Origin of the sequence: Planctomyces sp. SH-PL14 (assembly GCF_001610835.1) — a bacterium.
Taxonomy (GTDB): Bacteria; Planctomycetota; Planctomycetia; order Planctomycetales; family Planctomycetaceae; genus Planctomyces_A.
In genome coordinates, this window is the sequence record NZ_CP011270.1 from 1,577,997 (window position 1) to 1,592,171 (window position 14,175).

Here is a 14,175-nt window from a genome sequence, read left to right on the forward strand (position 1 = left end):
GCGCTTGTCCGCTGGCCGGTCCCCCTTTCCACTCCAGTCTCATGACCATCGCGGACGCATTTCGACTCGACGGACGACGACTCTTCATCACCGGCGGCAGCCGCGGGCTGGGCCGCGAGATGGCTCTCGCGATTGCCGAGGCCGGGGCGGACGTCGTCATGGTCGGCCGGGACGCGGCGAGCCTCGAGGCGACCGCGGGCGAGATCCGGGGGCTCGGGAGGACGTGCGAAGTTCTTGTCGGTGACGTCGGTATTCCGGAGGAGTGCGAGCGAGTCTGCCGCGACGCCCTCGACCGCCACGGGCCGTTCGACATTCTGATCAACAACGTCGGCGGGCGGCGGATCAATGTCCCGCTGCAGGAGCAGACCCTCGACGAGTGGCGGCAGATCCTCGATCTCAACCTGACCAGCACGTTCCTGTGCATGAAGCACATCGGCGGGGCGATGCTCGGTCGCGAGACCGGCAGCGGCGGACGGATCATCAACATCGCGTCGATCGCGGGACAGGTGATCTTCCGCGGGATGGGAGGCCGGAGCTACGAGACCGCCAAGGCGGCGGTGATCCAGCTCACGAAGGCGGCAGCGGCCGACTGGGCGACGCACGGCGTGACAGTGAACGCGATTTGCCCGGGGGGCTTCATGACGGAGCCCAACCAGCGGTGGCAGCGGCTGGACCCGCAGTTCACGGAGCGGGCGGTCGCCCAGATCCCGCAGGGAGTCTTCGGCCAGCCGGAAGACCTGGGACCGCTGGCGGTCTACCTCGCGAGCGACGCCGCCCGCTACGTGACCGGAACTGCGATCGTCATCGACGGCGGATACACCGCCTGGTAGCGCGGCGGTCGATCCCGCTCAAATCTCGACGATCGGTTCGGCCTGCTCGACCGTGGCCTGGGCCGCGGCCGCAAAGGACTCTTCGAGGGTAACCTCCCGCGATGCATCGGCAATCCGCAGTCGACCGGCAATCCACATGCTGGCCAGCGTCACGACCGCCCCGATCGCTCCCACGACCGGAAAATGCAGGAACCGCCCGTCCGCTCCCTTGGCGAGGATCAGTCCCGCCACGGAGGTCCCCAGGCCCGACGCCATATGCTGCACGGCGGAATTCGCACCCAGAAACCCTCCGCGCCGGTGAGGCTGAACGCTCGAGGTGATCATCGCCATCGCCGGGACCATTCGCCCCGCGTTGCTGACCATCAGGGCCGCCATGACCAGCACCGCAAGCGCCGTCGAGACCGGCGGAAGGTTCGTGACGGCGATCATCACCAGCGCCGTGACGGGCGCCAGCATCCGATAGACGCGGAGCTTGCCCAGGCGGTCGGCGATCCGCCCCGCGATCGGAGCGGCGAAGAGAGTCAGCGCTCCTCCGACGATGTAAAGCAGCGCCAGATGGCTCTCCGGCAGGCGGACATTCGCGACGAGGTACGGACTCATGAACGGGAGCACGGCAAAGCTCCCGAACTGCATGGCGACCGTCAGGGCGAAGGCCCGCAGGTGATTCGGTTCAACGAGAGTGCCTCGCAGCCGCGCCAAAGCGGATTCGGTCTGGACCTTTCCGACATGGGCGTCGAGCGCCGGCATGGTCCGCCGGGCCATCAAAAGCGTTGGAACACCCAGAGCGGCGAGGACGAAGAACGGCGTGTGCCATCCAAACTTCTGCCCCAGCGTGAGGCCGATCGGCACGCCGAAGATCGAGGCGATCGCGAAGGCGGACATCAGCGCTCCGGTCGCCGCCCCCCGTCGATGTTCGGGGAAAACATCGCCGATGATCGTCATGGCCATGCCCCCCAGGACCCCGCCGAACGCCCCCGTCAGGAACCGCGCGGCGAGCAGCGCTCCGTAGTTGGGCGCGAGCCCGCAGGCGAGCGTTCCGACGAGGAACCCGGCGTACAGACTGAGGAACGCGCTCCGCCGCGGCCAACGATCGATGACCATGGTGGCCAGAAGGCCCGCCAGCCCCGCTGCGTAGGTGTAGGATGAGACGACCATCGAGAACCGCGCAGGAGTCAGCCCCATGTCCCGCTCCAGTTGGGGAGCAAGCGGCATGATGACCATGAAGTCCACAATGTTCGTGAACTGCACCGACGCCAGGATCAGCAGGATCAGCGATTCGTGAACGGGAGGCGCGGCGGGCGTGAGGGACGGCTGCGGACTGGAGGGAAAGTCATTATTCCCGGCGGAGGGGGCGGGCTCCGGGTCAATCATTTCGGCTCACGTGGGCGCGGTGTGGGGCGGGGCCAGCATTGTAGGCACCCTGCCGCGCGGTGGAGAGGTTGTCCGATGAACTTTGGAGAAAGACGGCCGCTGGAGCGAACACGCTCCGCCCCTGTGTTCACCCGGACCGCGTTCTTGCCGGCACGGATTTCATAGCTCAAACCCAACGTGCTACGGCAGCTGGGGTCAAGGGGGCAACCCCTTGCCGCCGGAGGCACTTCCACGAGGAACTGTGGTAAACAACGGATGCCCCCTTTGTGGAACCAGCTATGAGGACTCCCACGATCCACACCGCTGGCTTTGCAAGCCCCGCGGGTCGGTGAGGGGGCATACGACACGATGTCCGCGTTTAAACATGCCCTCCTTCAGACGTCTCTCGACGGGCCAGGCCTCTGGCGGGCAAAGGGGCCTTGCCCCTCTGCACTCCCCACCAGGGTGCCCCTGGACCCGGTTCTGCGCCCCGTTACGGGAGCGCGATCGTCGGTGCCGTCCCGCTGGTCGGACGGTCGAATGGCGTTCCGTACTCAGTGTAGCCGTCCACGAACCCTCCATGAGAGAGAAAGAACTTGCCGTTCTCAACACCCATGAACCGATCGAGGCGATCCTTTTTTCCCGTGGCGTCGTGGCTGAACGTGGCCCGCGTCAGTTCCGTCCACGTTCCATCCGCCGTCCGGATCCACTGCGGGCCGAAGAGCGCTTTCCGGCGCAGATGTCCCGTGCTCCCCGAGAAGTTCTCGCTGAAGCTGTGCAGGCCCCGCAGGTAACTGCCGTCGCGCGGCGCCTGCATGCTGGAGATCAGCATCCACGCCTTCTGGTTGGGGTGAAAGTAGTACCCGCTGTAGATCGTCTTCTCCCCGTCAACAGGCTTGGCCGTCAGCAGGAACCGCTGCGGCTCTCCGGTCCGCCAGAGGTACTTGAGATGGCTGTGCCCGCCAGTCCCTTCGTTGCCGAAGTCGGACGTGTGGACCCCTTCCCCCTTGCCGACCAGCGACACCCGGTTGTCCTCGGCCACTTCGTCCCGCTTGTCCGCCGTGGCGCCGTTACCGGCGTCCCACACGCTGAAAATGATCCGGCGCTCCGTCTCGGAATTGACCTGCATGCCGAAGTAGCCGCGATGGAATCCGCAGGCCATGTAGAACGTCGTCACGGGATCGTCGACCGCCGTCACTTCGTTGTAGAACCACTCGACCTTCGCATCTTTCGGAGTCGGGTAGGCCAGATGGACGGAGGCAGCGTTCCGCCGGGGCTTCAGGTTGAAGTGGGCCGTCGTCGCCGGCTCCCCTTCCAGGATCAGCGCCTGGATCCGGTCCACGCCGGTCCGGGGATTTTCAACGGAACGCAGCACGATCGGAACGTATCCCGTCTTCGCGATCGTGAACTCGCCGAACGCGATCTCCCGCTGCGTGCCGTTCCCCGCGTCGACGTGTGCCTTGCGCGTCTCGTCCCCGATCTGCAGGGACAGATCGACCGGGACATCCCCTGTGAGCTTGACCTCGAGCCCGGCTTTGACGGTCCCCGTGGTCTTGAAGTCGCCGAACCAGGCAATCTCCTGCTGGGGATCGCCCCAGCCATTGATCCCTTCGCGCCCCATACGTCCCGACTCGGGATCGGGAGCGAAGTAGGCCGTTCGCCCGGGAATCCGAACCTCGTCCGCCAACAGCACCGCCGGCATCAGCGCCAGCAGGAATCCGACTCGATACAGCACGCTTCCGTCCCTCCCCGACCAATTCGCGAGCGCGATAAGATCCAAGTTGGACGTCTACGATACAGGAATTTCCGGCAGGATAATAGACACCGGCCGTTCTGGTTCGTCCGAGGCGGACAAGAGGCCGGGGCCGACTTCGTCGCAACGGTCACGGGGTGGAGGCCGACGGGCTGTTCGCGGATTGAACCGCGGGAGGCGATCCAGCGGGATCGAAGCTGTTTGGCGCCCCACCTTCCGCAGTCGAGGCGGTGGCGTTCCCGACGAAGACGATTCCTGAGCACTTTCCCGTTGTCGTCAGCGCGGCGTTCCGGAGACCGCTGAAGACGTTTCCGGTCAGGACCACGTCCGATGTTCCGTCGAGCAGGACGCCGTAGGCCAGGTCGCGGGAGATCGGCTGTGCGTGCTCGAGGGGCCGCTTCGTCTCCTTGCCTGTAAAGCTGTTGCAGAAGGTGTTACCCGTCGCCGTGATCCGGCCGCTTGCGGGGCCGACCTTCAGCGAGAACTGGTTCACGAGCACGAACGTGTTGGCCGAGACCGTGCAGCCCCATGCGTCGCGAAGGTCGATTCCCCCCTCCAGGTGGTGAGCGATGACGTTCGCGCTGAGCGTGATGCCGTAGCAGTCCCGGTCGAGGATCAGGGCCGTCCCGTTGCACTCTTCGATCATGTTCCCGGAGACGACCGAGCCGTAGGTGTTCTCGATGATGACGCCGTTGCCGAGGTGGTCGTCGACGTTGTTGCCGTTCATGCAGAGGTTGAAGCTGTCGACGCAGCGGAGCGCGTCCTGGTTCTCCTCGAAGTGGTTGCCGCTGACGACGATGTCGTGGCAGTTGACGATGTTGACGCCCGCCTTGCGGCAGTAGGTGATGATGGAATCGCAGATTCGCGGGTCTTCGAAGCAGTCGATGAGGCTCACGCCGTGGCCGCCGTGGTGGTCGATCGACATGCCGCTCAAGTAGACCTCCTGGACCCCTTCGCACAGTAGCCCGTCGCCCCCCTTGGGCTGGGTCGACTTCGCGTCGACGGCGGCCGGATCGCCGCAGATCCGGAAGTCGGCGAGCTGCACGCGCCAGAGCTTGGCCTTCTTGTCGGTCTCCCAGGTCGCCGGGCGGACGATCAGGGCGGGTTCTCCCTCCGTGTTGGCGTTGACGATCTTGGTCGCCGCGCCTGCCCCTTTGATCCGGGTCTCGCTGCGGGAGAGGACGAGGGGCTTCGTGATGCGGTATTCGCCGGGTGGAATTCGAACGATCCCGCCGGCGGCGGGGACCGCGTCGAGGGCGGCCTGGAGCGAGGGGTAGTCTGCGGCGGCGATCTGGACTGGCCCGGCCGGGTTGGCCGGAGTCGGCTGGGATGGGGCCTGAGCGATCCACATGGAGGCGGCGACGGTGATCGCGAGGAGGAGAAAGAACGGGTGACGCATGAGAAGTCGATCCTGTCGATGAGGTCGCGGAGCCTGGAGCGGCGGAGGGTCCGCGAGGCATCATCACGGGACCATGCCGGAGGAGCAAACCACGGCGGACGGATGATCGATCGTGAAACCCAGCCGGGGTCCAGGGGCACCCTGGTGGGGAGTGCAGAGGGGCAACGCCCCTTTGCCCGCCGGAGGCCTGGCCGTCGAGAGATGTCTGAAGGAGAGGGTCTCCAAATGCGGACAACGTGCCGGATGCCCCCTCACCAACCCGCCGGGATTGCAAAGCCAGCGGTGTACTTTGAGGGAGTCCTCATCGCCGGTACCACAAAGTGGATGTCCGTTGTGTCCCACGGTTCCTCATGGAAGTGCCTCCGGCGGCAAGGGGTTGCCCCCTTGACCCCGGCTCGCCATGGCACGTTGGGCTTGAGCTATCAAATCGTGCCGGCAAGGACGTCGCCCGAGGCAGCCCCCCCCAACTCTCTCACGAGTTTCCCGGATTGCCGTTGACATATTCCTTTAACGGCATATTCTACAGCCATGGCTCGTGCAGCAACGACAGCAGACGTTTTCAACGCCATCGCCGAACCCCGGCGGCGGCAGTTGATCGGTCTGCTGGCGGAGGGAGAAGAGGCGCCGGTGGGAGACCTCGTGGCCCGTATGGGATTGCCCCAGCCGACGGTCTCCAAACATCTTGGCGTGCTGCGAAAAGTCGGCCTTGTCTCGGTCAGCCAGCGAGGCGCGCAGCGCCTCTATCGACTGAATCCCGGGGAGCTGAAAGCCGTGCATGACTGGGTCAAGTCGTTTGAACGGTTCTGGGCTCATCAGATCGACCGGATCAAGGAGCGGGCGGAACGCCGCGCCGCCGAGATCCGCGAAAACAACTGATGACGCCGGTTCTCTGATCTGTTTGAAAGTCGCTTGCCCGCGTTGACGTCGGTCGACGTGAAGAGCGAACGCCACATCCCGATGCGCCCCTGTTTCGCGGGGCGTTTGACGAAGTCCCCGCACGGCCGCCCGATCCACGGGACAAGGCCGAGTCAATTCCATGGACGCGCGTCGGGGCGCGCCGTCTTCAAAGGCCGTTTCCCGCCACTGAGGTGTTCCGATGGTGACCAGTACTGCGTCGGTTGAAACGCTCGAAGTCCTGAAACAGGAGGTAATCGCCGCGCCGCCGGAGATCGTCTTCGAGTCGATCCTGGAAATGCTCGGCCCCGCGAGCGAGATGCCGGACGGAACCCCGTTTCCCATGAAGATCGAGCCGTGGCCCGGCGGCCGGTGGTACCGCGACCTCGGGAACAATGCGGGACACTTCTGGGCCCACGTGCAGGTCATCAAGCCGCCGTTCCTGCTCGAGCTGGCCGGCCCGCTGTTCATGTCGTACCCGGCGATCTCGCACGTGCAGTACCGCGTCACGGCCGAGGGGACGCAGTGCACGCTCAAGATCCAGCACAAGGCGATCGGCCTCATCAGCCCCGAGCACCGGACCGGTGTTCACGAAGGCTGGGAGGGAGAGATGCGACTCATCCGCCGCCTCGTCGACAAGAAGCTCAAGTCCCGGTAGGGGCATCGCCCTTTCGCAGCCGCTCGCGCGTTCGCCGCTCATCTGCCGTCTGCAGTTTCCATCCCGTCTTCGGAACGACTTATGAAAGCAATCGACTCCATCCGCTGGGCCCTCCGTTTCACGGACGAGGGAATCCGGCATCTTGTGGCGGACATGCGGGATGCTCCGCTGACGCAGCCCACCTCCCGCGGCGGCAACCATCCGCTGTGGGTCATGGGGCATCTCGCCTACATCGAAGGGACGCTCTCCCCGACCCTGTTCGGCGAGCCCAATCCGGTCGAGCACTGGGCGGCACTCTTCGCGCCGGGAACGACGCCGTCGACGGACGCCTCGACCTATCCCCCGTTCGAAGAGATCCAGCAGACGTTTCACAAGCTGCGGGCCGCGACGCTCAAGCGGCTCGACGAGGTGGGCGAAGGAGGGCTCGATGCGCCGCTGAAGGAGGTGCCACCCGGGTTTGAAGAGGCGATGAGCTCCGTCGGCCAGACGATGCTGCTCATCACACTGCACCAGATGGTTCACTACGGACAGATCGCCGACGCCCGCCGCGTGGCCGGCCGCGCTCCCCTGATGTAGTCCGACGCCCGGCGGTCGGCCCCATCGCCGACAACGCCGGAGTTCTCATTTCCTTTTCCACACCTTGCCCGAGGAAGTCATGGCCACACACCCTGTTGTCTCCCGTGAAGAATGGACGAAAGCCCGCCTGGCCCTGCTGGAGCGGGAGAAAGAACTGACGGAGCTTCGCGACCAGGTGAGTGCGGAGCGGCGGCAGCTCCCCTGGGTCCGGATCGACAAGGATTATCGGTTCGCGACTCCGGGCGGGACGAAGAAGCTCGGCGAGCTCTTCGACGGGCGGCACACGCTGATCGTCTACCACTTCATGCTGGGCCCCGGCTGGAGCGAAGGCTGCCCAAGCTGTTCCTATCTGATGGACCACGTCGACGGGATGCAGCCGCACCTGAATGCTCGCGGCGTCACGTTCAGCGCCGTCTCGCGGGCGCCGCTGCCGGAGATCGAACGCTTCAAGACACGGATGGGGTGGAAGTTTCCGTGGGCGTCGTCGTTCGGCTCCGACTTCAACTACGACTTCCATGTCTCGTTCGGGCAGGAAGATCTGAACCGGGGGAGGGTGGAGTACAACTTCTCGACGGGGCCAGCTCCGGTCGAGGATCTGCCGGGGCTGAGCGTGTTCGCCCGCGAGCCTTCGGGCGAGGTGTTCCACACCTATTCCGGTTATGCCCGTGGTCTCGACATCCTGCTCGGGACGTACAACTACCTCGACATGACGCCGCGGGGCCGCGAAGAGGAGAGCCTTGCCTTCAGCATGGCGTGGGTCCGGCATCACGACAAATACGGGACGGACTACAAGGTCGACCCGCAGGCGGGCTACGTACCCCCGGTCGGCGCGGCGGTGCCGCACTGCTGCGGGTGCGAATCATGAGCGGCTGCCGTTGCTCGCGGCCGCGAACGGCTATGGAAATCGGCGGAGCCACCCGGACAGGCGCGAGCTCACACCCGGTGTTGTCCCGTCTGGGCGATGCCGCGTTGTGGGCGGTTCCCGCCGTCGTGCTGGCGATCCTTCCGAAGTGCCCCGTTTGCTTTGCGGGCTGGATCGCAGTCCTGTCGGGGATCGGAGTCACGCTTCCTGTCGCGGCGTCGATCCGGTGGGTGCTGGTTGCTGCGTCGGTGGTGGCGATGGTTTACCTGACGATTCGCCAGGCGGCGCGCCTCGCGCGGACGTAGTGCGGCCTGGCGATTTCGTCCGGTCGAACCCCGCCCTCGCCGGCACGACTCCCATAGCTCAAACCCAATGTTCCACGGCCACTGGGGTCAAGGGGGTCTCACCCCCTTGCCGCCGGAGGCACTTCCGATGAGGAACCGTGGGAAACAACGGACGTCCGCTTTGTGGAAGCGGCGCTGAGGACTCACCGCTCGCCCCGCAATCCCCGCGTGTTGGTGAGGGGGCATCCAGCACGGTATCCGCGTTTGGACACGATCTCCTTCAGATATCTCTCGACGGCCAGGCCTCCGGCGGGCAAGGGGAATTCTTCCCCCTGCACTCCCTGACCAGGGTGCCCCTGGACCCGGTGGAGCTCGCCCCCGGTTGACGCAGTTTGACGTTCAACTGATAATCCCGCCGCGTGACCTGCGGGTCGCACAAGCTCAAGTTCTTCGGAACGCTGCGGGGTTACCCCGCGGGAGATGTGTTGATCCTCATTCGACTCAGAGCTCGGCGACGGTTCGCCATTGGAACCGTCCGCCGAGCTCGGCACAGGATTCGTTGTGCGGCCCGCCGGTCACCGTTTCTGCATCGCCTCGCGTGTTCACACTCCCGGACCTCCTTCCCTCCGGACGTGGCAACGATTGCCAGGCACGTCACGACCTGCGTGTGAATCGTCCGCATGGGATTGCTGAGCTTCCTCAAACGGTTGCTGTTCGGAGCGCCGGCCTCAAACGATGCGCCCGCCCGCCCGAAGCCGTCCAACGATCCGGCAAGTCGACCAGCGACTCCGCCCGCGTCGCCTCCATCGACGGACGGCACCGCCACGAAAAAGCGGGTTCGCCTCACGCCGATGCGCCGGCAGGGCCCGCGGGAGCGGGGCCAGCCCGCACGGGAAACCGCTCGTCCCCCCTACCCCTACGCCTTTCCGACGTACGGCGGAAAGTTCCTCGACCTCTCGGACGGAACCGACTTCGAGCGGCTCCGGCAGTTCGGACTGCCCGAACTGGTCTACCCGGGACAGCTCGCCGAATGGCTTCAGCTCCCCCTCGGCCATGTGGCATGGCTGACGTACCGGTTCTGCGACGGCAACCGGCCACAGACGGCGGGGCAGGCGCACTACCACTTTCACTGGGTGCGAAAGAAGAGCGGCGGACACCGCTTGATCGAAGCCCCCAAGTCCCGGCTCCGGCGGGTCCAGGACCAGATCCTGCGGGAAATTCTCGACCGCGTCCCGTCCCACCCGGCGGCGCACGGGTTTGTCCGCGGACGGTCGATCGTGACCAACGCCGAACCGCACGTGGGACATAAGTTCGTCTTCAAGCTCGACCTGGAGAACTTCTATCCCAGCGTCCGCTACTCGCGCGTCGTGGCGACCTTTCGTTCACTCGGCTACTCGCGGGAAATCGCGATCTGGCTGGCGCGGCTCACGACATCCCTGATCCCGACTGACCTGCCGACTCCGGGACAGCGGCCGGGAATGCTCTACGCGTACTTCGGACGGCACCTGCCTCAAGGGGCCTCGACGTCGCCGGCGATCGCCAACCTGTCCGCGCTGGGGCTCGATATCCGGCTGAGCGGCCTGGCAAACGCCTACGGCTGCACATACACACGCTACGCGGACGATCTGACACTTTCGGGCCCGGGGAAAGCGGCCGGAGCGCTGCGGGAACTGATTCCCCTGTCGGAGCAGATCGTCCGGAGCGAGCGTTTTCATCTGCATCCGGTCAAGCGCCGTATCCTCCGCCGCGGACAGCGGATGCGGGTGACCGGTGTCGTGGTGAACGACAAGGTCAACATCGCCCGGGGCGACTTCGACCGCCTCAAGGCGATCCTGACGAACTGCATCCGGACGGGCCCCGAGGCCCAGAACCGTGAAGGGCTCCCGGCGTTTTCCGACCACCTGCGGGGGCGGATCGCCCACATCACGCAGCTCAACCCCAACCGGGGAGCGAAACTCCAGGCCCTCTTCGCCCGGATTCGATGGCCCTGAGCGGGGATGGTCGGGTAGACTCCGGGTTCGACGGTCGCAAGTCGTTCTGGGAGTTGCCGAATGCGGTGGCTGGCCTCGGTTGTCCTGCTGATTGTTCTCGCGCCTCGGGCTCAGGCGGAGGCTCCGACCGCCGAAGGGCTCAAGTTCTTCGAGAGCAAGGTCCGGCCGCTGCTCGTTGAGAAGTGCTTCGAGTGCCACGGCGAGAAGAAGCAGAAGGGAAGCCTGCGGCTGGACAGCCTGGAGGCGGCCAAAGAAGGGGGCGATTCCGGGGCTGCGGTCGTTCCCGGCAAGCCGGAGGAGAGTCTTCTCGTCGACGCGATCAATTACAGCTCGCTGGAGATGCCTCCCGGCGGCAAGCTGACGGAAGACGAAATCACCACGCTGACCGAGTGGGTCAAGATGGGGGCTCCCTGGCCTGAAGAGGCCAAAGGGACATCGAGCCGGCGGACCGAACGGACGATCACGGACGAAGACCGCAGTTACTGGGCCTACCGTCCGCTAGCGGCCCCCGTGCCGCCGCCGACCGCCGACGCCACTTGGTCGCGGACGGACATCGACCGGTTCGTGCTGGCGCGGCTCGAGGCGGAGCGGATTCGACCGGCCGAGACCGCTTCGAACGTCACGCTCGTCCGCCGTCTCTACCAGGACCTCACCGGCCTGCCGCCGACGCCGCAACAGGTCGATGCGTGGCTCTCGGACACGTCGGACAAAGGCTACGAACGTCTCGTCGATGAACTCCTCGCGAGCCCGCGTTATGGCGAACACTTCGCCCGCTTCTGGCTCGACCTTGTCCGCTACGCCGATTCCGACGGGTACAAGCAGGACACCTATCGTCCGCACGCGTGGCGGTACCGGGACTACGTCATCGGGGCCTTCAACGCCGACAAACCGTACGATCAGTTCGTCCGGGAACAGCTCGCCGGCGACGAATTGTCACCGAGTGATCCGGAGGCCCTTGTCGCCACCGGGTACCTGCGGCATGGGATCTACGAATACAACCAGCGCGACGCGCGGGGCCAGTGGCGCGTGATCCTGGAGGACATTACCGACACGACGGCGGACGTCTTCCTTGGGATGGGCTTCGGATGCGCGAAGTGCCACGACCACAAGTTCGACCCGATCCTGCAGAAGGACTACTACCGGCTCCAGGCGTTCTTCGCGAACCTGGGGATGCGGGACGACGTCGTGATCGCCGATGCCGCCGCGTCGGCACGGCACCGCGAGGAACTCGCCGTCTGGGAAGAGAAGACCGCGGAGATCCGCACGGAGCTGCAGAGGATCGAAGGACCGTACCGCGAACGGTCGCGGGCCCACGCGATCGGCATGTTCCCCGAGGACATCCAGGCGATCATGGCGAAGCCCGCGCCCGACCGGGACTGCTACGAGCGGCAGATTGCGCATCTCGTCGAGCTGCAGGTCTGGGAAGAGTGGAACCTGATCGCCCAGAAGCTGAAGGGGGATGAGAAGAAGCGGTGGGACGCTCTGCAGAAGGACCTCGCGGTCTTCAAGGAGATTCAGCCCGCTCCGCTCGCCGTGGCCCCGATGGCGTGCGACCTGACCCGCGCGGCCCCCGTCGTGATGGTGCCGGACAAGCCCCGGCTGGGCGAGATCGAACCGGGTGTTCCGAGCGTCTTCGACACCGCCCCGCTCGCGATCCAGCCGGTCTCGACGGCTCCGGAATCGTCCGGCCGCCGCGCCGCTCTGGCGGAGTGGTTGACCCGTCCGGACAACCCGATCACGACGCGGGTCATCGTCAACCGGATCTGGCAGCAGCACTTCGGAACGGGACTTGTCGCCTCGGTCTCGGACTTCGGCCGGCTCGGCGATCCTCCGTCGCACCCGGAACTGCTCGACTGGCTGGCGCGCGAGTTCGTCGCCCATGGCTGGAGCTTCAAGTGGCTTCACCGGCAGATCGTCCTGTCCGCCGCGTACCGGCAATCGGCGGAGCCTTGCGCTGTCGCCACGGGCCAGCCGGATCCGGCGGTTGTCGATCCGGGCAATCGTTTGTTGTGGCGGTTCCCGGTTCGACGTCTTGCGGCGGAACAGATCCGGGACGCGCTCCTGGCCGTGACCGGGGAGCTGCAGTCCTCCGCCGGCGGCGAGGGAGTGGAACCGGTCGAGCCGAAGCGAACGGTCTATTTGAAGATGATCCGTAACCGCCGCGATCCGCTGCTGGAAGTCTTCGACCTCCCGGACCGGCTGATCAGCGCGGGGGACCGGAACACGACGACTACTCCGACGCAGTCGCTGCTCCTGATCAACAGTCCCGCGATGCTCGAACGGGCGCAGCAGTTCGCGGCCCGTGTCCGGCGGGAGGTCTCCGGCGGCTGGGAGTCCTCGGTCCGTCTGGCGTACCAGCTCAGCGTCTCCCGCGAGCCGACCGACGTCGAGTCGCGCCGCGCGGTCGAGTTCCTTGTCCCAGCTGATAAGGCGGTGGACGAACAGGCGACGAGTGCCCGTTTTGTGGACTTCTGCCATGCTCTGCTGAACTCGAACGAGTTTCTCTACATCGACTGACGCGGCGTGCGTTCGCCAGATGGTGATCCGACATTGCGCCCCAGCCGGGTCCAGGGGCACCCTGGTGGGGAGTGCAGAGGGGCAACGCCCCTTTGCCCGCCGGAGGCTTGGCCGTCGAGAGATGTCTGAAGGAGAGCGTGTCCAAACGCGGACACCGTGTCGGATGCCCCCTCACCAACCCGCGGGGATTGCAAAGCGAGCGATGTAGAGGGGAGGAGTCCTCAAAGCCAGTACCACAAAGGGGACGTCCGTTGCTGACCACGGTTCCTCATGGAAGCGCCTCCGGCGGCAAGGGGTTGCCCCCTTGACCCCAGCGTCCGTCGCACGTTGGGTTTGAGCGATGTGCGTCGTGCCGGCAAGAGAATCGTCCCAGCGAGCGGGACAAGACGTTTGTTCGCCTCCACCAACCACGCACGCAGACGTCGAAGCCGTGTCGGGCCGGCCTCAAGGCCGCCATCTCTGATAGAGATCGCCGAGGATCGCCCGCAGAGGCGCAACCAGCTCCGGCGCTCCTGCAACGATCGCCTGATCGACACTCTCCCGCTTCGGCTGATCGGGATCGTCCGGAGGAACGCCCCAACTGCTGTAAGCGGGATAAAACCGGTTCTGGTTCCCTGAGGTAATGGCATCGATCGCCCGCTGCGCGTCCCCCGCCGTCGCTGAGTCTTTCTGCGAGAGCAGGGGCCGAAGGTCTTCGAGGGCAGACCTCTTCAAGCTGTAGGCGAACAGGGCACAGGCGTTGTGCCGGACCGTCCGACTTCGATCCTGAAGAGCGGACCGAGCCAGCCGGAGAGCCCGGTCATCGGCATGGGCGTATCGCAGGACGAATCGGACAAGATCGGCGCGGTAATCGGCCGCCGGCTGCTGCAGGTACTTCGCCTCACAGCAGGGGATCAGCTCGGCTCCGAACTGCGCCAGATAGATCTCGCGGATCGCCGATCTCTTTGCCGGCGTGGTCGACTCGAGGAGATCGAGAATCCGGTTGATCACCTGCATGGGTTTCCCCAGGGAGGGACATCACCCTCCGTATGTTGGAATCGAGGTGGCAGGACAAGGAGGCA

Annotated in this window: 12 protein-coding genes; 8 read left to right on the top strand and 4 right to left on the bottom strand. The window is 65.6% G+C overall.

The window, feature by feature from the left end; genetic code table 11:
- Positions 1-41: 41 nt before the first annotated feature.
- Positions 42-830 (top strand): SDR family NAD(P)-dependent oxidoreductase, encoded by a 789-nt coding sequence (locus VT03_RS06245; protein ID WP_075092197.1) that lies wholly within the window; start codon positions 42-44, stop codon positions 828-830.
- Between the two features lie 18 nt (positions 831-848).
- Here the strand turns inward: VT03_RS06245 and VT03_RS06250 are convergent, their stop codons facing one another.
- The 3 genes from VT03_RS06250 to VT03_RS06260 all read right to left on the bottom strand — a co-directional run bounded on the left by VT03_RS06250 (position 849) and on the right by VT03_RS06260 (position 5,332).
- Positions 849-2,201 (bottom strand): MFS transporter, encoded by a 1,353-nt coding sequence (locus VT03_RS06250; protein WP_082845991.1) that lies wholly within the window; start codon positions 2,199-2,201, stop codon positions 849-851.
- 472 nt (positions 2,202-2,673) lie between these two features.
- Positions 2,674-3,915 (bottom strand): DUF3472 domain-containing protein, encoded by a 1,242-nt coding sequence (locus VT03_RS06255; RefSeq protein ID WP_197489218.1) that lies wholly within the window; start codon positions 3,913-3,915, stop codon positions 2,674-2,676.
- A gap of 148 nt (positions 3,916-4,063) precedes the next feature.
- Positions 4,064-5,332: a right-handed parallel beta-helix repeat-containing protein gene (locus tag VT03_RS06260; RefSeq protein WP_075092198.1), complete on the bottom strand. Its 1,269-nt coding sequence runs from the start codon at positions 5,330-5,332 to the stop codon at positions 4,064-4,066.
- A 528-nt stretch (positions 5,333-5,860) separates the two neighbouring features.
- On the opposite strand from VT03_RS06260, the gene VT03_RS06265 reads away from it, so the two are divergent.
- The 7 genes from VT03_RS06265 to VT03_RS06295 all read left to right on the top strand — a co-directional run bounded on the left by VT03_RS06265 (position 5,861) and on the right by VT03_RS06295 (position 13,114).
- Positions 5,861-6,208 (top strand): ArsR/SmtB family transcription factor, encoded by a 348-nt coding sequence (locus VT03_RS06265; RefSeq protein WP_075092199.1) that lies wholly within the window; start codon positions 5,861-5,863, stop codon positions 6,206-6,208.
- Positions 6,209-6,428: 220 nt separating this feature from the next.
- Positions 6,429-6,884 (top strand): SRPBCC family protein, encoded by a 456-nt coding sequence (locus VT03_RS06270; protein WP_075092200.1) that lies wholly within the window; start codon positions 6,429-6,431, stop codon positions 6,882-6,884.
- 81 nt (positions 6,885-6,965) lie between these two features.
- Positions 6,966-7,460, top strand: coding sequence for a DinB family protein (locus VT03_RS06275; RefSeq protein ID WP_075092201.1), 495 nt, complete (start codon positions 6,966-6,968; stop codon positions 7,458-7,460).
- A gap of 79 nt (positions 7,461-7,539) precedes the next feature.
- Entirely contained in the window at positions 7,540-8,325 is a 786-nt protein-coding gene (locus VT03_RS06280) for a DUF899 domain-containing protein (protein ID WP_075092202.1), read from the top strand.
- Positions 8,326-8,402: 77 nt separating this feature from the next.
- The gene (locus VT03_RS06285; RefSeq protein WP_156514326.1) at positions 8,403-8,627 is read left to right on the top strand and encodes a hypothetical protein; all 225 of its coding nucleotides are present in this window, start codon (positions 8,403-8,405) and stop codon (positions 8,625-8,627) included.
- Between the two features lie 659 nt (positions 8,628-9,286).
- Positions 9,287-10,597 (top strand): reverse transcriptase family protein, encoded by a 1,311-nt coding sequence (locus VT03_RS06290; RefSeq protein WP_075092204.1) that lies wholly within the window; start codon positions 9,287-9,289, stop codon positions 10,595-10,597.
- Between the two features lie 60 nt (positions 10,598-10,657).
- Entirely contained in the window at positions 10,658-13,114 is a 2,457-nt protein-coding gene (locus tag VT03_RS06295; RefSeq protein ID WP_075092205.1) for a PSD1 and planctomycete cytochrome C domain-containing protein, read from the top strand.
- 444 nt (positions 13,115-13,558) lie between these two features.
- Here the strand turns inward: VT03_RS06295 and VT03_RS06300 are convergent, their stop codons facing one another.
- Positions 13,559-14,110, bottom strand: a complete 552-nt coding sequence (locus tag VT03_RS06300) for a hypothetical protein (RefSeq protein WP_075092206.1) — start codon at positions 14,108-14,110, stop codon at positions 13,559-13,561.
- Positions 14,111-14,175 lie beyond the last annotated feature (65 nt).

What these genes read in the sequence shown, in the direction of transcription:
- VT03_RS06245 (WP_075092197.1), top strand. Translation starts at nt 42, where the DNA reads ATGACCATCGCGGACGCATTTCGACTCGACGGACGACGACTCTTCATC.
- VT03_RS06250 (WP_082845991.1), bottom strand. Translation starts at nt 2,201, where the DNA reads ATGATTGACCCGGAGCCCGCCCCCTCCGCCGGGAATAATGACTTTCCC.
- VT03_RS06260 (WP_075092198.1), bottom strand. Translation starts at nt 5,332, where the DNA reads ATGCGTCACCCGTTCTTTCTCCTCCTCGCGATCACCGTCGCCGCCTCC.
- VT03_RS06265 (WP_075092199.1), top strand. Translation starts at nt 5,861, where the DNA reads ATGGCTCGTGCAGCAACGACAGCAGACGTTTTCAACGCCATCGCCGAA.
- VT03_RS06270 (WP_075092200.1), top strand. Translation starts at nt 6,429, where the DNA reads ATGGTGACCAGTACTGCGTCGGTTGAAACGCTCGAAGTCCTGAAACAG.
- VT03_RS06275 (WP_075092201.1), top strand. Translation starts at nt 6,966, where the DNA reads ATGAAAGCAATCGACTCCATCCGCTGGGCCCTCCGTTTCACGGACGAG.
- VT03_RS06280 (WP_075092202.1), top strand. Translation starts at nt 7,540, where the DNA reads ATGGCCACACACCCTGTTGTCTCCCGTGAAGAATGGACGAAAGCCCGC.
- VT03_RS06290 (WP_075092204.1), top strand. Translation starts at nt 9,287, where the DNA reads ATGGGATTGCTGAGCTTCCTCAAACGGTTGCTGTTCGGAGCGCCGGCC.
- VT03_RS06295 (WP_075092205.1), top strand. Translation starts at nt 10,658, where the DNA reads ATGCGGTGGCTGGCCTCGGTTGTCCTGCTGATTGTTCTCGCGCCTCGG.
- VT03_RS06300 (WP_075092206.1), bottom strand. Translation starts at nt 14,110, where the DNA reads ATGCAGGTGATCAACCGGATTCTCGATCTCCTCGAGTCGACCACGCCG.